Here is a 22,599-nt window from a genome sequence, read left to right as displayed (position 1 = left end):
CTTCTCCAACAAGCAGAGAAGTTATGCGATTATCGATCAAAGCGTTTACGACGAATGGTGGATTGAATGAATAATTCTTTTAATCCTTCAACATCGTTCTGTTCCAACTTTGTCTTTAAATGATTGATTTCCTTCACGAAGTCATCGATTTCACGAATTAAATTATCTTTATTTAAGAAAAACAATTCACTCCATAGATTTTCATTAATCTTAGCAATTCTTGTTAAATCACGGAAACTATCTCCGGTATATTCCACCAAATGTGTATTATCGTTGGTATTCATTAGCGATACGGCAATCACATGCGTCAATTGTGAAACAAAGCCGACCATTTCATCATGTTCTTCCGGTGTTAAAACGGAAATGTTCGTAAAGCCTAAAATACTGGCAAATTCTTTTAAGGTAGCTATGGCTGCCTGAGTGTTTTTGGTGGTTGGGGTGATAATGAAATTAGCGATATGGAAAATAGCATCATCCGCATATTTCACACCACTGACTTCTTTTCCTGCCATTGGATGAGAGGCGCAAAATTCTAGATCCTCACGCAAAATACTTTGGATACGTTCTACAATATTGCGTTTTACACCACTTACATCCGTCAGAAAAGCATGGGGCTTCATGTATTTTTGATACGTTGTATACCACTCCACCGTCATGTTGGGATACAATCCGGAAATGATGAAATCAGCGTTTTGAATCAGTTCAATAGCAAAAGTACTTCCTTCATCAATGATGTCATGTTCCTTGGCATAATCAATGCTTAACTGGTTAATGTCAATGGCATCCACATGAAATCCATTGCGTTTTAATCCCATGGCATAGCTGCCACCAATCAAACCAAGTCCAACAATTAAAAAGCGAGTATCTTTTTTTATCATAAGCTTTCCACCTTTCCTTGCACCTTCGCAAAATCATCAAAGAAGGTGGGATAGCTCTTGGTAATCGCCTGTGCATCCTCTATGGTTGTACAGGAATTACTGCAAGCTGTGGCAACACTTAAGGCCATCACAATGCGATGATCATTGTGTCCATGCAATGTCTGTTTGCATGTATAGTCTTGCCCGCCTTGAATGAAGATTTCATCTTCTGTAGAGGTTATGGTAACGCCAAACTTGCGCAGTTCTTCTTCCATTGCCGCAATGCGATCACTTTCTTTAATGCGCAATCTGCCGGCATTGTAAATATGCGTATTTCCCAGGGAATACATGCCAAGCACACAAAGAATAGGTCCTAGATCCGGACAGTTTGCTAAATCAATGGATGTGCCCTTTAATTCACTTTTATAAAAGGTATAGCCATGGGGTACTTCTTCTATGCGTGCCCCAAAGCTTTTTAAGATTTCCAGAATCGCTTTATCACCCTGTCTTGATGCATGAGAAACACCGGTCACGGTAATCTTTCCATGAATCGCAGCATATACCGCAAAGAAAGCCAATTGTGAATAATCGCCTTCAATCTCATAATTATTTGCTTGATAGCTTTGCCCACCAGGAATAGCAAGTGTCATTTCATCTTTAAAATAAGCATGGACACCGAAATGTTCCAGCATTTGTAAGGTCAGTTCCACATAAGAACGTGATTCAAAGGGAGGAAGAATATGAATTGTAGAGTCCTTTTCCAACAGTGGTAGGGTGAACAATAAACCACTGATGAATTGTGAACTGACATCACCTTTGATCTGATATTCTCCATAAGGTAGTGCCTCCTGAATGTGGATACCATGGGCATCTTGCTGAAAGGCTAATCCTTTTTCATGAAAGATGTCTTCATATACTTTTTGCGGTCTTTGTAATAATCGTCCGCTGCCGGTAAAGGTGATTGGTTTTTCACAAAGAGAGAAAATAGGAATAAAGAAACGTAAGGTAGAACCGGATTCATTGCAAAAAATTTCCTTGTCTTTTAAACCTTGAAAGTTTGCTATACCATCAATAGTGACAGTATCTTCCGCTATTTCAATATGTGCGCCAAGCTGTTTCATTCCTTCTATCGTTGCACGTATATCTTTGGAATAGGCAACATTGGATATGACACTTCTTCCCTTCGCAAGAGAAGCACAGATAATTGCACGATGTGCCATGGATTTGCTTGGGGGAATATGCACATGACCTTTACCTAAAGAGGTAGCTATGGTAACTTTCATTACATATCCCTCCCAATGACATTCGCAATCGCTTTCCCTTTTTGAATCAACTGCTTAAAGTTTTCCGGTTTCAAGGATTGTGCACCATCGCTCCATGCACATTCCGGATGATCATGGACTTCAATGATTAGACCATCTGCACCTGCCGCAATCGCAGCTAAAGATGCGGCTTCCACCAGTTCCCAATCACCGGTCGCATGACTTGGATCAATGATGATAGGCAAATGGGTCTTCTTCTTGATGATTGGAATGACACTAAGATCTAAGGTATTTCGGGTGTATGGCTCAAAGGTACGAATGCCTCGTTCACAAAGAATGACATTTGGATTTCCTTCAGAAAGAATATATTCTGCACTCATGATCCATTCTTCTATCGTATTGGCCAAACCACGTTTTAGCAAGATTGGTTTTTGTGTCTTTCCTACCGCTTTTAACAAATCAAAGTTTTGCATATTACGGGCCCCAATCTGAATGATATCGACATGTTCCACAAATTCATCAAGTTTATCAGCACTCATCAATTCTGTGACAATTGGTAAGCCACTTTGTTTTCTTGCTTGTGCTAAAGCAAGGATACCTTCTGTTCCCATGCCCTGAAAAGCATACGGAGAGGTTCTCGGTTTATAAGCGCCACCTCTTAACATACAGCCACCGGCATCCTTTACTTCTTGGGCCAGATGCATGATCATCTCTTTTCCTTCTACACTGCAAGGACCGCCAATAACAACTAGTTTTTCGTTACCGCCAATGCGGATACCATTGACTTCGACAATCGTATCTTCTGGATGAAACATACGACTTGCTTTTTTATATGGGGATGATACACGCACAACACTTTCCACATGAGGGTTTGCCTCAATGCGCTTAGGATCAATTTGACTGGTATCGCCTACGACTCCAAAGACATTGAAATTCTCACCAATGCTCTCATGTATTTGTAAGCCGCGCTCCTTTAATTGCTTCATAACATGTTCAATATCACTTGTTGTTGCATCTTTCTTCATCGTAATAATCATATGAGAAACCTCCTTTATTTCTAATCTTATCTTGGTGGACGTATCCACATCGTTAATTTTATTTCTGCATTTCCATAGTTGCACTACGCTCCATGAGCATATCTAAGATACCGATAGCCAAAACCGCATCGACTACGATTCTTGCGCGATGGATGATGGCAGGATCATGTCTACCCTGAATCGTTAGTTTCACGGCTTCAAGCGTTTCCTTATCAATCGTATCCTGTTCCTTATAAATAGATGGCGTTGGTTTAATAACTGTTTTGATCAGTACCGGCATACCATTACTGATACCTCCGTTAATACCACCGTTATGATTGGTCCTGGTTTTTACTTTGCCATCATAAATAATGGCATCATTGACTTCACTTCCATAACGATCACAAAAGGCAAAACCCAAACCAAATTCGACACCTTTTACAGCCGGTACACTGAATAATAAATGGCTTAAACGACTTTCCATGGAATCAAAGAAAGGTTCTCCGATACCAGCCGGTAAATGTAAAATTGCACTTTCTAAGATACCACCTACACTATCTCCTTGCATCGCTGCTTCTTCTATTTGTGTACGCATCGCTTGCGCTGCTGTTTCATCTAATACCGCAAGATCGCTGGTATTCATTTGTCGAAGCTGTTGTTCAAGGAGTTCTTCCTCTTGAGCAAATGGCTGATCTTTGATGGTATGACACTGGGCAATATGAGAACCAATCAAAATGCCTTTTTGTTGTAACACCTGCATGGCAATTGCACCTGCCGCCACAAGGGGTGCCGTAATGCGTCCGCTGAAATGGCCGCCGCCGCGATAATCTTGATAACCACTATACTTTACATCAGCGGTATAATCGGCATGTGAGGGACGCAAGCGATTCTTGGTTTTGGTATAATCACCACTACGCGTATTGGTGTTTTCTATCAGAATGGTTAACGGTGTCCCGGTAGTATAGCCTTCAAAATATCCACTGACGATATGCAACGCATCACTTTCTTTACGCTGTGTGCTGATACGTCCTTTCGCCTTACGTTTATCCATCATGGCATTGATGAAATCCATGTCCAGATGAATACCGGCAGCTAAACCGTCAATGACGACACCGATTGCCTCTCCATGACTTTCTCCAAAGATCGTAACACTGAATTGATTTCCAAATGTATTCTTCATAACCTTATCCTTTCAAAATGTGACGAACATCACTTAACTTCCATTCTTTTAATTCTGCTTTACCAATCGTATTGACCTTAACAACGGTGACATGATCGCCGCTTGCTTTCTTATCTTTGCATAATATTTCAAACACTTCATCACTATCATAAGGTACATCACTTTGTAAATGCATCCGTTTATAAATAGGTAAGACACGTTTTTGAACATCTTCACTCATAAAATACAACATGCCCATGGCAACACATTCTCCATGCAAATATTGTGAAAGGTGATAATAGCTTTCAATAGCATGTCCGATGGTATGACCAAAGTTTAAGATCTTGCGTAAGCCCAACTCTTTTTCATCAGCTTCCACAACTGCTTTTTTCACGCATAGCGCATGATAGATGATTTCTTCTAAATGAGCAGGAATATCTTCTTCCTCAAAAAGGGCAAATAGTTTTTCATCATAGATCAATCCGGCTTTCAATGCTTCTACTAAACCATTATAGAAATGCCGTTTTGGCAGTGTTAATAAAGTGTCTGTATCAATGAAGACAGCTTTAGGCTGATAAAAGGCCCCAACGATGTTTTTCACATCATCCAAATTGATGGCAACCTTACCACCGATACTACTGTCGATTTGTGAGAGCGTAGTGGTCGGTATCTGAATAAAGTCAATACCACGCATATAGCTGGCTGCCACAAAACCGGATAAATCTCCTACAACCCCGCCACCTAACGCAATGACACAATCCTTACGTGAGAAATTATGTTCCAGCAAATCCTCACAGAGTTGTTGAAAGACCTTCATGCTCTTACTGGATTCACCAGCTTCGACAACATGTACATAGCCTTCCTTACATTGTTCCTTAACGGTTTGTGCATAGGAATTTGGTACACCGGTATCGGTAATGATCATAACCTTGCGATTCAGTTGAATATGATCGTTTAAGCGATATAAGATGCCTTTTTCCATATAAATATCGTATCCATTTTCTTTTAGATCTACATGTAGTTTCATAACGATTCCTCCCTGATAAAGAAAAAAAGCATCAGTGAATTGCAGATGCTTTTTTTATCCGTTATAAAGAAGTGAAAAAGAACCATGTTTGGCTTTATAACGAAGATTAAAGATAATAATAAAATCCTTTGTTATGCATGGCTATCACTCCAATTTCCTATATCATAATATAATCAAGAAAGAATTTCAAGCAAATCCATACATAAAATGAAAGAAATTTCAAATTCTTGTAAACGCAATGAAAACAATCGCATCTTACCATGGCTTCACTATGCCATTCTTACGCATGATTGATTTCTTTCATTTGCATAATTGGTAATTAGATGGTTTCTGATGCAGGACCTTAGATGGCTATTCATATAAAAGGATATGATATAGTATCTGAATCGAGGGTCAACGCTTCATTTCCTTTACATTTCTTTTCTGAAACTATATTCATTCATATCAAAGTATTGTATAATAAAAAAGAATGAAAAAGAGGTGAGGATATGACGAAGTTGGATGATGCCCGCAAGGACATTAATGAGATAGATGCGCAAATGGCAGAGCTGTTTGAAAAACGCATGCAGGCTGTAGAAAAGGTCATAGCTTATAAACAGGAACAAGGGCTTCCGGTATTAGATCGCAGCCGTGAGAACTTTGTCATTGCACATAATCTGCAATATATCAAAGAAGAAAAATATCAAGACAGCTATAAAGAGTTTTTGCAGGATATCATGGCAATCTCACGTAAATATCAGAAAATGATTCTGAATCAGGATGTTGTCGGTTATCAAGGCGTGGAGGGTGCTTTTTCACATATCGCCTGCACACATGTCTTTCCGGAACATAAAAAACAACGGTATGCATCTTTTGAAGATGTGTTTAAAGCCGTTGTGGATGGAGAAATCCGTTATGGTATCGTACCGTTTGAAAACAGCTATACCGGAGAAGTAGGAGAGGTATTAGATTTATTAATCAAGTATCCTGTTTATGTCTGTAAGGATTATGACTTAAAGATCTCACAGAATTTACTAGGAATCCCGGGAGCAAAACTGGAAGATATCCGTCAGGTATATTCAAAAGATCAGGCAATCTATCAATCGAAACAATTTTTAGAAGGCAGAGGATATGAATTGATACCGTATCCGAATACGGCATTAGCGGCAGAATATATTGCTAAACAAAATGATAAAAAGAAAGCTGCCATAGCCGCAAAAGAAAATGCAGAACGGTATGGCTTAGCCGTGTTAGCAGAGGATATCAATACCAGTGCCCAAAATACGACACGCTTTATCATCATTGGCAGAGATTTACAACCAAGTGGAAATATCTTTTCCTTAGCTGTCATTATACCGCATAAAGCAGGAGCATTAGTCAGTGCCATGAATATCATTGCACGTCATGGTTTTAATATGCAAAGCATCATCTCGCGCTCCATAAAAGACAGACCATGGGAATATTATTTCTATGTTGAAATTGATGGTAATATCCAAAAGGAACAGGAACAGTTGTTGGTACAGGAGTTAAAAGATGTTTGTGAAGAAGTGCGCATCTTAGGTGCATATACAAAAGAAAGCAGGGATGAAAAATGAGTTTTGTGAAAGAAAAAGTGAATACGACACCAATTGAAGATACCGTTTTTGCGATCGTGAAAAAAGCGAAGGAAGCAAAAGCAGCAGTTGGTGCAGAGAAGGTCGTTGATGCGACCATTGGTTCTTTGTACAATGAAGAGGGAACGATCGTAGCCTTTGAAAGTGTGTTTACACCTTATGATCATATAGCCAAGGAAACAAAGGCAGCCTATGCCGGAAGTTTTGTCGGTAATGACAGCTATCGTCAGCAGGTGTATGATTGGATCGTTAAACCAAGTGGTTCTACCTTAGCACACAGTGTGATTGCCACACCGGGAGGAACCGGTGCTGTGGCGATCACTTTATCAGAAATTTTAGATGAAGGGGAAACTGTTATCTTACCGGAAATTGCCTGGGGCAGCTATAAACTGATGGCAACGATGGATAATCTAAATGTCGCAACTTATGCATTGTTTGAAGAAGATCATTTCAATTTAACATCTTTAAAACAAGTATGTCGTCAGGTGATGGAAAAACAGCAGAAACTGTTAATTGTCATCAATGACCCTTGCCATAATCCTACCGGTTATTCTTTAAGTAAGGAAGAGTGGCAGGAAGTTGTTGCTTTCTTAAATGCATGTGCCAAAGAAGTACCGGTCGTTTTATTAAACGATATTGCGTATATTGACTATGCGTATGATTTACCACATTCTCGTGACTATATTAAAACCTTTGATGAGTTTAGTGATAATGTATTTGCCATCATTGCGTTCAGCTGCAGTAAATCATTAACTTCTTATGGTTTGCGTTGCGGTGCTGCTATTTTGTTAGGTAAGAGTGAAGAAGCTGTCCGTGGCGTTGAAATTGTTTTTGAAAAAGCTGCCAGAGCAACTTGGTCAAATGTACCTAATGCCGCTATGGATAACTTTACGTTTGTGACAACCGAAAACTATGATGCTTTTATGAAAGAAAAAGATGGCTATGTGAAGCTATTGAAGCAACGCAGTGATATCTTTACTAGTGAAGCTGATGCCTGTGGCTTGGCATATTATCCTTACAAGGAAGGCTTCTTTGTAACGGTAGCAATTCCAGATAATAAAGTACGTGACAGTTATCATGAAAAGCTTATGGAACAGCATATCTATACCGTAAAGGTAAATAAAGGTATTCGTGTAGCTGTATGTAGTTTAAGTGTTGCGAAATGCAAGGGCTTAGCAAAACGAATGAAAGATATTTTAGATACAATTGAGTAAGGAAAGCGGAATGTCTGAATTGCTTCATTGATTTTGTGTGGATTTTCATTTGAGAAAAGAAACAAGTTTAAAAAGTTATAAGCCGATTAACATAACAAATCATTCTTACCAAATGATATTGATGCAGATGGTAAGGGTACCTTAAACCGTTATAAAAAGAAGAGCTTTTACTGGTACCAGAAAGTAATTAAAAGTAATGGGGAAGATTTAGATTAAAATAAAAAATATCTGTATGGATGTAAAAACCATGCAGATTTTTTTGTATAAGAAGCTTTACGAATAATGGATTTCTTTGTGTAGTTGAAGAATGATTCAATCATAACGTCAAACTATTTTTTATCAGCCAATGCCTTTGTATATTGAAACATTTTACTACCAGCATAGATAACAACAATGAACTCAGTAAGGGGCATCGTATACCAAAGAGCTTCAGGACTTAACAAAGGTAATAGATAAATAAGAATACCACTAATGATAAGTCCGCGCGCTACGGAAACAATGAAAGCGGCTTTTGGTTTTAATAAAGCTTGGAAGTAATAAGTTGAGAAGATATTGAATGGTAGTAATAAAAAGGACAATCCATAGGTACGAATAATTAAGGGAGCAATTTGTAAGATTTCTTTAGTGGGTGCCATAAACAATTTAACAAATAGGTTAGGGGCTAATGCAGACAGTGCAGTCCAAAAGATACTAAAGAATAAAACAGTAGCTAAGGCATAGTTTAGAACTTTCTTAATACGGAATCCGAGTTTTGCGCCATAATTGACGGAGATGATTGGTTGTGCTGCTTGTCCGATGCTATATGCACAACATTGCACAAAGGTGCTGATGTTTACGATGATACCATAAATGGATAAGGCATCTGTCCCAAGATAGTTCATAATCTGACGGTTGAATAAAATGGTCAAGATTCCCATGGCAATATCAATAAAGAAAGTTGAAAATCCCGTAATGGTAATTCTTTTGAGTTTATGCAGTATATGTTGTGGCATTTGAAACTTTAAGGTATTTGTCTTAGAAAAGAAATGTTTTAGCATAACGATACAGGAGATGATAGAACCAATCGCCGTTGCTAAACCGGCACCAAAGATACCCATATCAAACACAAAGACGAAGACATAATCACCAATCATATTAAAAATACCGCCGGCTAATACTCCTATTGTCGCAAGTGTAGGATCAGCATCATTACGTAAGAAAGCAGCTAATACTTGCGTAAACAGGAAACAAGGTAAGACAAATTTGATTGGTAATAAATAGGTTCTTGCTAGAGCTAACAAGGAACTTTTTGCGCCAAAAAACATAAGCAGTTGACGATCAAACAAGATGATAAGGATCCATGTGATTACCGCTAAGAAGACGGCTCCTATTACGGCTGCTGAAAAATAAGCATTCGCTTCTTGTGTTCTGCTTTTTCCATTCCCTTTGATAGTACTGAAAATAACCGAACCTCCAATTCCCATTAACAATCCTAAACTAAAAATAATGTTCCAAATCGGCGCAACTACAGCTAATGCTGCTGTACCTTCTGGTCCTTGATATTGTCCAACCATTGCCATATCGACAATCGAGTAAACAGATGTAATCAAAACACTCCCAAAGGCAGCTGCTAAATATTTAAAATAAAGTGTCTTTATATTTCCCTTTAAAAAATCCATAAAAATTCCTCCTAATCAAAAAAAGAGCTGAACAAGGTTACGGGTATCTCAATCCGTCGCCTTATCCAGCTCATCATTTCTCTTTGAATGACTCGCCCTCCGAGCAACCCTATTTTAACAGAGCTATACATAAAGTCAAGCCAGAAAATAACTTTTATACGTTTGCGGTAATAAGATGAAATGTTTATGATATAAGCGGTGGTAAATACTTCCTCATATTTTTTCGATAAGATTTACTTGCAAAAGTACTACATGCATGTTTTAATATAGATGCCTTTTTTATCAAGAGTTGGGGTAGAGAGTTAGCTCGATAATCCCACACCAACCTGTATGGGGTAAATCATATAAGGTGGTACAGCTAACAGCGATAAGAGAAGAAAGAATCGATACGTATGCCTTCTCTGACGCTTGAGAAGGCTTTTTATATGGAGGAATTGATATGAAAGATTATGTATTTACATCAGAAAGCATTACAGAAGGCCATCCGGATAAAATCTGTGATACGATTGCGGATGCTATCTTAGATGAAGCATTACGTCAGGATAAGAATAGCAAGATGGCAGTGGAGGCAACAATTAAAGATGAGTTTGTGTTGATTTATGGAGAAGCTGACACAAAAGCTAAGATTGATTTTGAAGGTATTGCGAAAAAGGTCATCAAAAACATTGGATATGAAGAAGAATATCAGGTAATGGTGAAAGTAAATAAGCAATCCAGTGAAATACACCAGGCAGTTGTCCAAGATGGTAGTATTGGTGCAGGGGATCAGGGAATCATGTTTGGCTATGCATGTGATGATACAGAAGAATATATGCCAGCGCCAATTGCTTATGCACATAAACTTGCAAAACAGTTAAGTGAAGTACGCCGTACACATCCGATTTTAAGACCTGATGGCAAGACACAAGTAAGTGTTGAATATGAAAATGATCAAATTAAACGTATTGATACTATCGTTGTATCGACCCAACATACACCGGATGTGAGTCAGCAGGAAATTGCCAATTTGATTATGAAAGAAGTCATCACGCCGGTAATTCCAGATGAATTATTAGATGAGGACACGCGCTATCTTATCAATCCAAGTGGCAGCTTTATTGTAGGCGGTTCTTTTGGTGATAGTGGTACGACAGGACGCAAGATTGTTGTTGATACTTATGGAGGTATGGGTAGAATCGGTGGCGGCTGTTTTTCCAGTAAAGATCCATCAAAGGTAGATCGCAGTGCTGCATATTATTGCCGCTATGTTGCTAAAAATATTGTGGCTCATCAGTTGGCAAGAAAATGTGAGATTCAGGTGGCATATGCTATCGGCAAGGTAAAACCAATATCTATTTTATTAGATACATTTGGTACAGGAACTATGAGTGATGAAGATTTATTAGATATTCTAAAAAAAACTTTAATTTCGAAGTGAAAAACATTATTGAGGAATTAGACTTGTTAAAACCTATTTATCAAGCAACAGCCTGCTATGGACATTTTGGTAGAAATGAATTTCGTTGGGAAAAGGTTATAGATTTAAAATATTAATCACACTACTTTACTATAAAGCTCTTATGAAATCCTATAAGAGCTTTTTTATAACCAAAATAGTATGATAACGAAGGAACTACATTGCTATTCATAAATAAATCGGTTATAATTTTTATGTAAACGGTTACAGAAAAATGCTTATTGCACAAATAAGTGAAACTGAAAGGTGAGGAAAAAATGAAGGAGCGGATGAAACAATTAGGAGTATTGTTTTTGGTGTTTATGATGGCACTGACAATACTGCCATCACAAGGAACGATCAAAGCAGAAGAAACAAAAGAAAGCTTCACCGTGCATTATCATAAGAATGATGGAACAGATGAGATTATAGACAAAGAATATGCAAGCAAAGAAGAGGCCATCGAAGAAGGAAGTCTTTTTACATGGGAAGGAAGAACCTTTGTATCATGGAACTTGCAAGCGGATGGCAAAGGTAAACGTGTAGCGGAAAAGACGAAATTGAATGAAGTGATGAAAGACGAAACAACACTAGATGTTTATGCTATCTGGAAAGAGAAAGTCTTTAAGGTAAATTTCATGGATATAAATGGAGATAAGGAAACTATATACCATGAAGAAGAAACAAAAGATGGGAAGATAACACTACCGGTATATCGCAACAGCGAACATGAGAATGAAGTCTTTGCAGGCTGGAAGAATGAAAAAGATAGCAAGGTCTATGAGCCTGGGAAAGAGATAGAAATAAAAGAAGATAGCACTTTTGTTGCACAATTTATGAAAAAAGAAATTAAAGCAAAAGGAATAAAAGCTTTAGAAAATACAGAAATTACATACTATAGTGCAAATAATGAATGGTTGGAAAAAACTATAGAGGGAACAGATATAATTAATTATCCTGAAGAGTTTAGAGAATCTGGACTAGAAACAAGAAAATTTCTTTACTGGGCTGCAAGTATTGATGCATATATAGATGAAAGTGTACCTAGAATAAAACCAGGTGATAAATTATCTGATGTAGATTTTTCTGAATATATATGCATCACAGATGAAGGAGATGTATTGCTGTTTTTGTTCGCTATTTACGATAATGAAAACAAATTAGGTATATTATCTATTTACCAAAATGATAATAATGAAATAATAAAAGATTTTAAAGATCGCTATAACTATAGTTATAATGAAGATACAGAAGAATTGATTGTTGAAGATGTGGTCTTAAAAGAACCTGATTTGATAAGGAAAAATTTTTTATATTGGTTATATGAAAACTATGAAAACCAAGTGGCTATTGAATATCCTGCAGGATCAAAAATATCACTAAAAGTAAAAAAATTAAAAATAGATTTTCCGAGAACATTGGCAGCAGGCTGTTTTCCAGGTGTTTTAACGGGGATTTATGATGAAGAGGACAATTATGGCATTGATATTATCTATGAAAATCCAGAAGGTTTAAACGGTAAACCACCTGTCGATAAAAATATATATGGATTAGAAAAAGGTATGAAGCCAGTGGCAGCTATTGCTGGAGCAGGTACTTTAACATCAAGAAACAGTATTTTTTATGGATGGAAAACTTATAATGGAGATATTTGGAAAGAAAATGATTTAATCACTTTTGAAAAACTGCAAGAAGCTTTAAGTTATAATGGAGATAAAACAAAAGTTAATCTTAAACCTATTTTTATATATGTTCCAGCTACATTTGACTTATCATCCTTACCAAATAATATAGAGATTCGGCAACCAGAACTGATTGTGATATTCGATGAATCAAATAGTGATTATTCATTCTTACTGCCGGATATCTCGGATGAATTTAAAAATTCAGATTATGTGTTTGTTGGATGGAAAAATAAGCAATTAAATGAGGTGTATGCTCCTTTTACTGATGAAAATGATTATGGCGTTGGAGTGGTCTTAGAACCTATAGTAATGAAGAAGACAAAGTTTAAAATCGTATATGAATGTCTTGATTCAGTTACATGTCCTATTGATAATGCAGAATATGAATTAGGCGATGAAATTAAATTGAAAAATATGCCAACAAATGGTTTAGAATATGAGGGAAGTTATTTTATTGGGTGGTATCCGTTTTATGATCAATCTTTCAAACAAATTCCCGTTTTTGAATATATACATGCAATAACAAATGGTAAATTACAAGTGTTTTCAAGCTATTCTGATGAAAAAAATAGCATCTTTTGTGATCCAAATGGTAATGATATCGCACTAACTCCGGAATTAAAAGGAATTAATAGTCTCCCACTATTTTCTAGAGGTGATTATATAATTCCTATGGAAGACAAGGAATATTTAATAGGATGGTCTTTAACACCTAATAATGAAAATCCTGATGAATTTTTATCTTTTTGGACAGCTACTTCCGACGACATATATGAATTAATAAAAGAAAAAAATAATCCAGTTCGATTGTATGCACAATGGATAAGTGAAGAAGAATTAAAAAAAAGAAGTGATTTTATCAAAGTAACCTTTGAATTGGATCAAGGAAATGGGAACAAACTAGTGGACACTACTTATGCACCAAAGGGAATAGAATTTAATGCCTCATATTTTTTGTTCAATAATAAGTATTCTGTACTAAATCAGAAATTGACCTACGAGCAAAGCTATGTTAATGCTTATAATGAAATATATGTTAAAGATTTAGATGGTGAGAACAAAAAAAGCATTATATTACCAACAGATGTTTCAGAAGTAACATATGAAATAAAAATGATAAATCGAAAAATTCCCACATCCTATATGGCAAACAATCATGGCGTTTTAAAGAATGAAACAGGTAAAATTACTAAATACATAGAAGATAGTGGAGAAGATATATTTCTTCGCATACTTGATTTACCAATACCTGTCGCTGATGAGGGCTATGTATTTGCAGGATGGAAATTACGCCCTTATTTCAAGAATTGTTTTCCTAAAGTTCCCTCTAGAAGTGTTAATGCAAAAAATGAAGTAACGATTGCAGACTGGTATACATTAAAAAAAGAGATATGGTCTACAGAAGAATTATCAAAAACACCAATTTATGAGGGTAATCTTGTTGATTCTTTACTTCCACCATATGCGAGAAGTTTTTTGATATCTAAACTAAATGTAATTGCCGTCTTTGAACCAACCGGTAAAGTAGAATACTACTATGATGGGGTTAAAGATGATGAGGCGACAGAAACCTTAACTGACCTTCATACTGGGGATACAGTAACTGCTTATCCAGACAAATCAAAAGATGGTATGTATGAAGTAGATAAAACAGATGGACTTCCTATGATCGTAGATGATGACTACACCAAGAATGTCATCAAGGTTTATTATAAGAAAAAGAAAACGGCTGTAACTGTCCAATATTTCTATGATGGTATAGAAGATAAGGAAGCTGCTTATACCATCAATGATCTTGCGGTAGGTTCTCATTATGATACTTATAAAGATAAGAAGAAAGAACATTATTCTTTGGCAACCGTAACAATTCCTGAGAAACTTGTAGAGAATGCAGAAGAAAATGTCATCAAGGTATATTACACAAGAAATAAGACCATCGCTAAGATACAGTATTACTATGATGAAAAGTTGGATGATAGTCAGACAGAAATTCTAGCAGATCAAAAAGCAGGCGATACGATTACAACGTATCCGGATAAGATCAAAGAAAACTATAAACTTGATAAAGTAGAAGGGTTGCCACTTACATTAAAAGAGAATGCAGAAGAGAATGTTATTAAGGTATATTATGTACACAAGAAGACTTCTGTAACCGTAAAATATTTCTATGATGATGTGGAAGATGAAAGCCTAAGAGAAAGAATTGATGATTTGGAAGTAGGTTCTTATTTTGGTGGATATAAGGATAAGAAGAAAGAACATTATTCCTTTGCGGCAGTACAGATCCCCGAAAAACTTGTAGAGGATGAGAAAGCAAATGTCATTCATGTATACTATACAAGAACAAAAACAATCGCGAAGGTACAATACTTTTATGATGGAAAGCTGGATGACAGTAAGACAGAGATCATCGCAGATTTAAAAGCAGGCGATGTCGTAGAAACCTATCCGGAAAAGAATAAAGAAGGGTATCACTTTGTGAAGAGCGAGCACTTGCCACTAACGTTAAGTGCTATAGCGGCAGAGAATGTCATCAACATCTATTATGCAAAGGATGAAGAAGATAGCAAGACAACTTCGGTTACTGTGAAGTATTACTATGATGGAGTAGAAGATAAGAAAGCGTCCTATCGAGTAGACGAATTAGAAGTAGGTTCACAGTATAAAAACTACGAAGATAAAAAGAAGGAACACTATTCTTTAGCAGAAGTAAAGATACCAGAAAAACTAGTAGAAGATGCTAGTCAGAATGTGATTGAAGTATACTACACAAGAACAAAAACAATCGCAAAGGTACAATACTACTATGATGGCAAGCTGGATGAGAGCAAGACAGAGATCATTGCAGATTTAAAAGCAGGCGATGTCGTAGAAACCTATCCGGAAAAGAATAAAGAAGGGTATCACTTTGTGAAGAGCGAGCACTTGCCACTAACGTTAAGTGCTATAGCGGCAGAGAATGTCATCAACATCTATTATGCAAAGGATGAAGAAGATAGCAAGACAACTTCGGTTACTGTGAAGTATTACTATGATGGAGTAGAAGATAAGAAAGCGTCCTATCGAGTAGACGAATTAGAAGTAGGTTCACAGTATAAAAACTACGAAGATAAAAAGAAGGAACACTATTCTTTAGCAGAAGTAAAGATACCAGAAAAACTAGTAGAAGATGCTAGTCAGAATGTGATTGAAGTATACTACACAAGAACAAAAACAATTGCAAAGGTACAATACTTCTATGATGGCAAGCTGGATGAGAGCAAGACAGAGAACATCGCAGATTTAAAAGCAGGCGATATCGTAGAAACCTATCCAGAGAAGAACAAGGAAGGGTACATATTTGAAAAGGTGGAGAATATACCATTGACCTTAGGTGAAGATGCAAGTAAAAATATCATCAAGGTATATTATGTAAAGAAAGAAGATACAGAACCAACCCCACCCAAAGAAGACCCACAAAAACCGGCGACGCCAAGCAAACCAACAACAGAAAAACCAAAACCAGAAGATGAAGTACAGACAAGTGATACAAGTCAGCGAACATTATGGATCATGATGGTATTGTTAAGTGGTGGTGCTGTATTGGCATATGGTTTAAAACGTAGAAGAAAAGAAAAACAATAAGCAAAGAAAGGTGGATTCTTTATTGAAAAAGACCACCTTTTCTACAAGGTTGACATTATCTATTCACAAGATAGGTAAAATACGATACACTTACACGGGAGGAATTCGTTATGAAAAAACATTTATTACTATTATCTGCATTGAAACCACATCATTTAAATAGAATACCTGCGTGTTATGAATATCGTTTAAAAACCCCTGACTCTGTTAATGAAGAGGATATACGTTGGGCTGAGGTGATTGCCGGGAAAGTGCCTTTAACGTATTTACCAATCGCTGAAAATCTTCGCTTGTTACAATTGGAAACAGCCGGAAATGAACAATATTTAAATAAGCTTCCTTCGTCATGCAGCTTATGTAATGCCAGTGGCAGTTTTGGTTTAGCGATCAGCGAATATCTGATTTGTACTATATTAATGCTTATGCGTAATATACATCTCTATCAGCAACATCAAAAAAAGCATTTATGGCAAGTGGAAGAACCTATTTCTTCTATTTACGGTTCCAAGATTTTAGTAGTAGGTACAGGTGATCTTGGAAAAGAATTTGCCGGGAAAGTTAAGATGATGGGGGCACATACGATTGGCATTAATCGTCATCCGAAGCTTCCCCTAACGGCTTTTGATGAACTTTATGGTATAGAAGAAATAGAAACACTTTTACCTCATGCTGATGTTGTCGTATTGGCTTTACCAAGCACAGCAAAAACAAGACATATCTTTCAAAAGCAATATTATGCTAGAATGAAAGAAAACGCTATTTTGGTAAATGTGGGAAGAGGAGATGCCCTGTCGTTAGATGAGTTATTAGAAGCTCTTCATACATACCCTATCAAAGGAGCGGTATTAGATGTAATGGAACAGGAGCCGTTGCCGCAGCAACATCCTATCTGGAAAGAGACAAATGTCATTTTGACACCCCATATTTCAGGTACCTTTCAATTATCGGAATCTTTTGAGCGTTATGTAAATATTTTAATACAAAATCTTGAGGCTTATGCACAAGGAAAAGCACTTTGTAATCTTGTGAATATAAAAGAAGGCTATTAAGAAAAGGAGAAGATACTTCCATCTGAATTGTAAGATATAAAAAGTATTTCTATATTTATAATAATAGAATTGGAATGATAATAAAAATTTTATTAAAAAAGCCGTATAATATGATAAAATAACTACAGAAGGTGAAGAAAATGGAAACTGTGCGTTATGAAGCAAAAGATATCGAAACAATCGCTGATTTATTGAAAGAAGGAAAGGTGGTTGCCTTCCCTACGGATACGGTTTATGGTTTGGCTGTCATTTATGAAAATGAAGCGGCCTTAGAAGCTCTTAAAAAAAGTAAAGGAAGACCAGAAAATAAACCAATCCCTACCATGGTTTCAAATTTCCGACAAATGGAAGAAATCGCCTATATGAGTGAAGACGCAAGAAAACTTGCGGAGGAATTTATGCCGGGAGGCTTTACGATGATTCTTAAGAAGAAAGAACACCTTCCTGCATATTTGACAAATGGATTTGATACGGTAGGAATACGCATGCCGGATGATGACATCATACTACATCTGATTGATCTCTGTGAGAAACCATTGCTTGTGACTAGTGCTAATCTAAGTGGTGAAGAACCGCAAGAAACAGCAGAGGGGGTATTAAAACAGCTGGATGGACGAATTGATGCTATCGTAGTTGGCGAAAGTGGAGGCAGTAAGGCAAGTACTATCGTGGATATGAGTACCGATGAATTACGCATTGTAAGAGAAGGACCTATCAGCGAAAAACGAATTCGCGAAGTCCTGCAAGACTAACACGACAGAAAGGAGAAGGATGAAATTATCATCCTATACATGAAATGAAAAAAGAAAGACCAATAAAGATTCATTTGCTGGGTGAGTTTTCGATTGAAAATAAAGAATTTCAATTTCCTAATAAAGTCAAAAAAAGCACACAATTGATTATCTTAATTGCTTATTTAATCATGTATCGTCATACTTCTTTAACGAAAGAGGCATTGATTGAAGTTTTATGGCCAAATGGCATCAGTGAAAATCCGGAAGGGGCCTTGCGAAATCTGATTTATCGTGCACGTAAGGAATTGGAGCCATTTTGCAGAGAGCGAAAACATTCTTGTATCTTATCAAAAGGTAATACGTATTCCTGGAACAATGCAATACCATGGGATATTGATATCGTCCGTCTTGAAAAAGCATGTGAGGATATTGAAAATATCAAAGATGCTTCAACGATGTGTGATAAATGTCAGCATTTACTGAATACATATGGAATGGCTTTTTTACATGACTTTGATGAAGAATGGATTTTAGTAAAACGCCGTTATTATAAAGATATGATTCAGCGTGCTTTATTACATGGATGCAAACTATGTGAACAGGAAAAAGATTATGATCGTGTATTGAAAATTTGTGAATATGCAGAATTTAAACATTTTATCTTCCCAGAATTAATGGAAGTTAAATTAAAGGCTTTTTATGAAGTAAAGCAATATTCGCAAGCTATTACGTATTATCATAAAATTGTGGAACTATATAGTAGTACATTTAATATTGAACTAACACCGAACATCACGAATATTCATCATGAATTATTAAAATTCCATAAAGATGAGCCAGAGAGTATTCAAGAATTGATAGGAGATTTAAATGAGGAAATATATCGCAATGGAGCCTTTTATTGTGATGCTGAAATTTTCCGTAATTTATATCAGGTGCATGTTCGTGCATCATCACGTGGAGTTGTCAGTTATATCGTCATGTTACAGTTAAAGATGGTGTCTAAGACGAATGAAGTAGCAGTGCGTAAAGCCAGCGCATTGTTAAAGGAAGTGTTGTATCATAACTTGCGCAGAAATGATGTATTCTGCCATTGTTCTGCGTTAACGTATGCCGCAGTATTACAAGTACCATCACTTGAAAACTGTATGGTGGCATTAAAGCGTGTCCAGGGCAAATTCAACAGTGAGAATACAGATGAAGGTGTTTGTTTGTGCTTTGATGCGAAAGAAATTGGATAAATTTCGCATAGGAAATAGGTTAGCTGAATAGGAAATATGGGAGGTTATCGTTATGAAAATTGCATTAGCTTGTGATCATGGAGCTTATGAGTATAAGGAACTCATTAAGAAAATGTTGTCTGAGGAAGGACATGAGATTGAAGACTTTGGCTGTCATAGTAAGGAATCCGTAGATTATCCTGATTATGCAGCACCTGCTGCACAGTCTGTAGCGAATGGTAAGAATGATCGAGGAATTGTAATATGCAGTACCGGTATTGGCGTAAGTATTACCGCAAACAAGATCAAAGGTATTCGCTGTGCGTTAGTATCTGATCCGGTGAGCGCACGCTTAACTAGAGAGCATAATGACACAAATGTATTAGCACTCGGTCAGCTGGTAACCGGAGAAGCTGTGATGAAGGAAATTGTTCATGTTTGGTTGAACACGGAATTCTCGCATGCAGAACGTCATCAGCGTCGTATTGATAAAGTGATGGCATTAGAAAAATAAAGTGAGAGCTGCTGATAAAGGCAGCTCTTTGCCTAGTGAAAGGAAACAAATATGACTTTATGGAATCCTTGGCATGGCTGTCATAAATACAGTGCCGGTTGTGCAAATTGTTATGTATATCGGATGGATGAGCGCTATGGAAGAGATAGTAGTGTTGTAAAAAAGACGAAAGATTTCGCTTTGCCTGTGAAAAAGAAAAAAGATGGTTCCTGGAAGATACAGGAAGGTGTTGTCTATACTTGTTTTAGCTCTGATTTCTTTGTGGAAGAGGCAGATGCATGGCGCAAGGAAGCATGGAGCTTCATGAAACAACGTTCAGATCTACATTTTTATATGATTACAAAACGTGTGGAAAGAATTTTGCCAAACTTGCCGGATGATTGGCAAAGCGGTTATGAGAATGTAACTATTTGTGCGACGATTGAAAATCAAATAGAGGTTGAACGCAGACTGCCCATCTACATGGAATTGCCTATTCGTCATAAAGAATTGATCTGTGAACCGCTGTTAGAGGACATAGATCTTACGTTATGGTTGGATGAGCGTATCGAGCAGGTAACTGCCGGAGGAGAAAGCGGCGATGAGGCAAGAATATGCGATTATGCATGGATCTTACATCTAAGAGAACAATGTTTAAATAAAAAGATTCCTTTTTATTTCAAGCAGACCGGTGCACGCTTTGTGAAAGATGGAATCTGTTATCATATACCACGTAAACAACAACTTACCCAAGCAAGAAAAGCAAACATCGATTATCTTGCTGTATATCCTGATTTTAAGAAATAACGTAGGAGAGGAAAATGAAGAATTTAAACACACGATTATTACGGTTTACCAAACTTTTAGAATTCAGCGTAGCCTTATGTTTGATGGTGGCAATCGTTATCGCGGCAGGAATGGCATTGTTGGATACAACCGCCTTAGTCATAGCAGGAGATTTTCAGTTAGAACACTTTTTAAGCGGTGTACTGACAATTGTTGTGGCAATTGAGTTTGTGAAGATGTTATTGTTGCATACGCCGGAATCGGTGATTGAAGTATTGCTTTATGCAGTAGCTCGTCAGATCATCATTTCGCATGAAAGTGCCATGGAAAATCTGATTGGTGTCTTAGCTGTTGCGATCATCTTTATTATCCGCAAATATTTTTCAAAAAGTTTTCAGAGCGCAGTAGGTGACGAATAAAGGATTTGTGATAAAATAAGAGAAAACGGAGGACACACTATGAACGATAAAAGAATTGCCGAAGCGATTGCAAAGGAAACAGAAAGACAGCTTTACAACATTGAATTGATTGCATCAGAGAATTATGTATCCGCGGATGTATTAGCCGCAGCAGGCAGTATCTTAACGAATAAATATGCAGAAGGTTACCCACATAAACGTTATTACGGCGGTTGTGTGAATGTAGATGAAGTGGAAGATATTGCCAGAGAACGGGCAAAAGAATTGTTCCATGCAGAACATGCGAATGTACAGCCACATAGTGGTTCACAGGCGAATATGGGTGTTTACATGGCACTGTTAGAACCAGGGGATACAGTTTTAGGTATGAACTTAACTGCCGGAGGACATTTAACACATGGACATCCGTTAAACTTCAGCGGTACATTATATAATTTTGTTGATTATGGGGTTACCAAAGATGGGGAAACCATTGATTATGAGGATGTTAGAGAAAAAGCCTTGCAATATAAGCCAAAATTGATTGTCGCAGGGGCAAGTGCTTATCCAAGAATCATTGATTTTCAGAAATTCAGAGAGATTGCTGATGAAGCAGGGGCTTACTTTATGGTGGATATGGCTCATATTGCCGGACTTGTGGCGGCTAATCTTCATCCTAGTCCAGTGCCTTATGCTGATTTTGTGACTACAACTACACATAAAACCTTACGTGGTCCGCGCGGCGGCATGATCTTATGTAAAGAAAAATATGCAGCACTATTGGATAAAAAAGTCTTCCCTGGTATGCAGGGTGGCCCATTGATGCATATTATAGCTGCTAAAGCAGTGTGCTTTTATGAAGCCTTACAACCATCTTTCCAAACATATGCACAACAAATTATTAAAAACTGTAAGATCATGAGTGATACTTTGCAGGCAGAAGGCTTTCGCATCGTAAGTGGTGGTACCGATAATCATCTGATCTTGGTGGATGTAAAATCTAGTATTGGCATGTCTGGGAAAGAGGCAGAAAAGCTCTTAGATGAAGCAGGCATCACATGTAACAAAAACACAATTCCGTTTGAAACAGAAAAACCATTCGTGACAAGCGGCATCCGTTTAGGAAGTGCGGCGATGACTACCAGAGGATTTAAGGAAGAAGAATTTAAACAGGTAGCTTTATGGATTTCCCGTGTGTTAAAGCATGCGGATGATGAAACTGTACGCAAACAAGTATTAAAAGAGGTACGAGAATTGACCGTAAAGTTCCCTTTACCTAATGAAAAATAAGCAGATAGGATAGGGCTGATTGAAGCTTTATCCTTTTTTCACGCCAATAATGATCGTTAAGCAAGAGTATTCGCATACGTTACTATTAAATAAATCCATC

General features: G+C 37.1%; 16 protein-coding genes, 1 pseudogene and 1 riboswitch. Of the genes and pseudogenes, 11 read left to right on the top strand and 6 right to left on the bottom strand.

Annotated features, from left to right (window positions below; translation table 11 throughout):
* Window positions 1-29 precede the first annotated feature (29 nt).
* From LI241_RS06045 to aroB, 5 genes are read right to left on the bottom strand one after another with little or no spacing between them, the layout of a single operon-like run.
* A complete protein-coding gene (locus LI241_RS06045) occupies window positions 30-878 on the bottom strand; it encodes a prephenate dehydrogenase (RefSeq protein ID WP_117547785.1) in 849 nt (282 codons plus the stop codon).
* Window positions 875-2,140, bottom strand: coding sequence for a 3-phosphoshikimate 1-carboxyvinyltransferase (gene aroA, locus LI241_RS06040; protein ID WP_227151051.1), 1,266 nt, complete (start codon window positions 2,138-2,140; stop codon window positions 875-877). The genes LI241_RS06045 and aroA overlap by 4 nt, the downstream gene beginning before the upstream one ends.
* Complete coding sequence (gene aroF, locus LI241_RS06035; protein ID WP_008690923.1) at window positions 2,140-3,156, bottom strand: 3-deoxy-7-phosphoheptulonate synthase; 1,017 nt, start codon at window positions 3,154-3,156, stop codon at window positions 2,140-2,142. The genes aroA and aroF overlap by 1 nt, the downstream gene beginning before the upstream one ends.
* Window positions 3,157-3,214: 58 nt before the next feature.
* Complete coding sequence (gene aroC / locus LI241_RS06030) at window positions 3,215-4,315, bottom strand: chorismate synthase (protein ID WP_008690924.1); 1,101 nt, start codon at window positions 4,313-4,315, stop codon at window positions 3,215-3,217.
* Between the two features lie 4 nt (window positions 4,316-4,319).
* A complete protein-coding gene (gene aroB, locus LI241_RS06025) occupies window positions 4,320-5,321 on the bottom strand; it encodes a 3-dehydroquinate synthase (protein ID WP_008690925.1) in 1,002 nt (333 codons plus the stop codon).
* Between the two features lie 488 nt (window positions 5,322-5,809).
* Here aroB and LI241_RS06020 point away from each other — a divergent pair, with 488 nt between their 5' ends.
* Together LI241_RS06020 and LI241_RS06015 are read left to right on the top strand one after the other, a co-directional pair.
* A complete protein-coding gene (locus LI241_RS06020) occupies window positions 5,810-6,895 on the top strand; it encodes a chorismate mutase (RefSeq protein WP_008690926.1) in 1,086 nt (361 codons plus the stop codon).
* Window positions 6,892-8,127: a pyridoxal phosphate-dependent aminotransferase gene (locus LI241_RS06015; RefSeq protein WP_227151049.1), complete on the top strand. Its 1,236-nt coding sequence runs from the start codon at window positions 6,892-6,894 to the stop codon at window positions 8,125-8,127. Before LI241_RS06020 ends, LI241_RS06015 begins: the two co-directional genes overlap by 4 nt.
* A gap of 329 nt (window positions 8,128-8,456) precedes the next feature.
* On the opposite strand, the gene LI241_RS06005 is transcribed toward LI241_RS06015, so the two are convergent.
* Entirely contained in the window at window positions 8,457-9,785 is a 1,329-nt protein-coding gene (locus tag LI241_RS06005; RefSeq protein ID WP_008690928.1) for an MATE family efflux transporter, read from the bottom strand.
* 276 nt (window positions 9,786-10,061) lie between these two features.
* Window positions 10,062-10,159, top strand: a riboswitch (SAM riboswitch).
* A gap of 65 nt (window positions 10,160-10,224) precedes the next feature.
* On the opposite strand from LI241_RS06005, the pseudogene metK reads away from it, so the two are divergent.
* The 9 genes and pseudogenes from metK to glyA all read left to right on the top strand — a co-directional run bounded on the left by metK (window position 10,225) and on the right by glyA (window position 22,499).
* A pseudogene (metK, locus tag LI241_RS06000) lies at window positions 10,225-11,318 on the top strand (methionine adenosyltransferase).
* Between the two features lie 180 nt (window positions 11,319-11,498).
* A complete protein-coding gene (locus LI241_RS05995) occupies window positions 11,499-16,529 on the top strand; it encodes an InlB B-repeat-containing protein (protein WP_227161026.1) in 5,031 nt (1,676 codons plus the stop codon).
* Window positions 16,530-16,639: 110 nt separating this feature from the next.
* A complete protein-coding gene (locus LI241_RS05990; protein ID WP_008690935.1) occupies window positions 16,640-17,578 on the top strand; it encodes a D-2-hydroxyacid dehydrogenase in 939 nt (312 codons plus the stop codon).
* Between the two features lie 140 nt (window positions 17,579-17,718).
* Window positions 17,719-18,330 carry an L-threonylcarbamoyladenylate synthase gene (locus LI241_RS05985; RefSeq protein WP_008690940.1) on the top strand — a complete coding sequence of 204 codons (612 nt, stop codon included), beginning with the start codon at window positions 17,719-17,721 and terminating at the stop codon, window positions 18,328-18,330.
* Window positions 18,331-18,374: 44 nt separating this feature from the next.
* The gene (locus LI241_RS05980; RefSeq protein ID WP_008690941.1) at window positions 18,375-19,553 is read left to right on the top strand and encodes a hypothetical protein; all 1,179 of its coding nucleotides are present in this window, start codon (window positions 18,375-18,377) and stop codon (window positions 19,551-19,553) included.
* Between the two features lie 52 nt (window positions 19,554-19,605).
* Window positions 19,606-20,046: a ribose 5-phosphate isomerase B gene (gene rpiB, locus LI241_RS05975; RefSeq protein WP_008690942.1), complete on the top strand. Its 441-nt coding sequence runs from the start codon at window positions 19,606-19,608 to the stop codon at window positions 20,044-20,046.
* 51 nt (window positions 20,047-20,097) lie between these two features.
* Window positions 20,098-20,832 carry a DUF5131 family protein gene (locus LI241_RS05970; protein ID WP_008690943.1) on the top strand — a complete coding sequence of 245 codons (735 nt, stop codon included), beginning with the start codon at window positions 20,098-20,100 and terminating at the stop codon, window positions 20,830-20,832.
* 14 nt (window positions 20,833-20,846) lie between these two features.
* On the top strand, window positions 20,847-21,230 hold the full coding sequence (locus LI241_RS05965) for a hypothetical protein (RefSeq protein ID WP_008690944.1): 384 nt from the start codon (window positions 20,847-20,849) through the stop codon (window positions 21,228-21,230).
* A gap of 39 nt (window positions 21,231-21,269) precedes the next feature.
* Window positions 21,270-22,499, top strand: coding sequence for a serine hydroxymethyltransferase (gene glyA / locus LI241_RS05960; protein WP_008690945.1), 1,230 nt, complete (start codon window positions 21,270-21,272; stop codon window positions 22,497-22,499).
* The last annotated feature ends 100 nt before the right edge of the window (window positions 22,500-22,599 follow it).

This window comes from Longicatena sp. 210702-DFI.1.196 (assembly GCF_020563125.1).
Lineage (GTDB): Bacteria > Bacillota_I > Bacilli_A > Erysipelotrichales > Erysipelotrichaceae > Longicatena > Longicatena caecimuris.
Note: the sequence above shows the minus strand (reverse complement) of the source record. Positions and strands in the feature narration are given on the sequence as shown.

Coding starts and splice junctions, on each gene's coding strand:
- LI241_RS06045 (WP_117547785.1), bottom strand. CDS start 878: ATGATAAAAAAAGATACTCGCTTTTTAATTGTTGGACTTGGTTTGATT.
- aroA (WP_227151051.1), bottom strand. CDS start 2,140: ATGAAAGTTACCATAGCTACCTCTTTAGGTAAAGGTCATGTGCATATT.
- aroF (WP_008690923.1), bottom strand. CDS start 3,156: ATGATTATTACGATGAAGAAAGATGCAACAACAAGTGATATTGAACAT.
- aroC (WP_008690924.1), bottom strand. CDS start 4,315: ATGAAGAATACATTTGGAAATCAATTCAGTGTTACGATCTTTGGAGAA.
- aroB (WP_008690925.1), bottom strand. CDS start 5,321: ATGAAACTACATGTAGATCTAAAAGAAAATGGATACGATATTTATATG.
- LI241_RS06020 (WP_008690926.1), top strand. CDS start 5,810: ATGACGAAGTTGGATGATGCCCGCAAGGACATTAATGAGATAGATGCG.
- LI241_RS06015 (WP_227151049.1), top strand. CDS start 6,892: ATGAGTTTTGTGAAAGAAAAAGTGAATACGACACCAATTGAAGATACC.
- LI241_RS06005 (WP_008690928.1), bottom strand. CDS start 9,785: ATGGATTTTTTAAAGGGAAATATAAAGACACTTTATTTTAAATATTTA.
- LI241_RS05995 (WP_227161026.1), top strand. CDS start 11,499: ATGAAGGAGCGGATGAAACAATTAGGAGTATTGTTTTTGGTGTTTATG.
- LI241_RS05990 (WP_008690935.1), top strand. CDS start 16,640: ATGAAAAAACATTTATTACTATTATCTGCATTGAAACCACATCATTTA.
- LI241_RS05985 (WP_008690940.1), top strand. CDS start 17,719: ATGGAAACTGTGCGTTATGAAGCAAAAGATATCGAAACAATCGCTGAT.
- LI241_RS05980 (WP_008690941.1), top strand. CDS start 18,375: ATGAAAAAAGAAAGACCAATAAAGATTCATTTGCTGGGTGAGTTTTCG.
- rpiB (WP_008690942.1), top strand. CDS start 19,606: ATGAAAATTGCATTAGCTTGTGATCATGGAGCTTATGAGTATAAGGAA.
- LI241_RS05970 (WP_008690943.1), top strand. CDS start 20,098: ATGACTTTATGGAATCCTTGGCATGGCTGTCATAAATACAGTGCCGGT.
- LI241_RS05965 (WP_008690944.1), top strand. CDS start 20,847: ATGAAGAATTTAAACACACGATTATTACGGTTTACCAAACTTTTAGAA.
- glyA (WP_008690945.1), top strand. CDS start 21,270: ATGAACGATAAAAGAATTGCCGAAGCGATTGCAAAGGAAACAGAAAGA.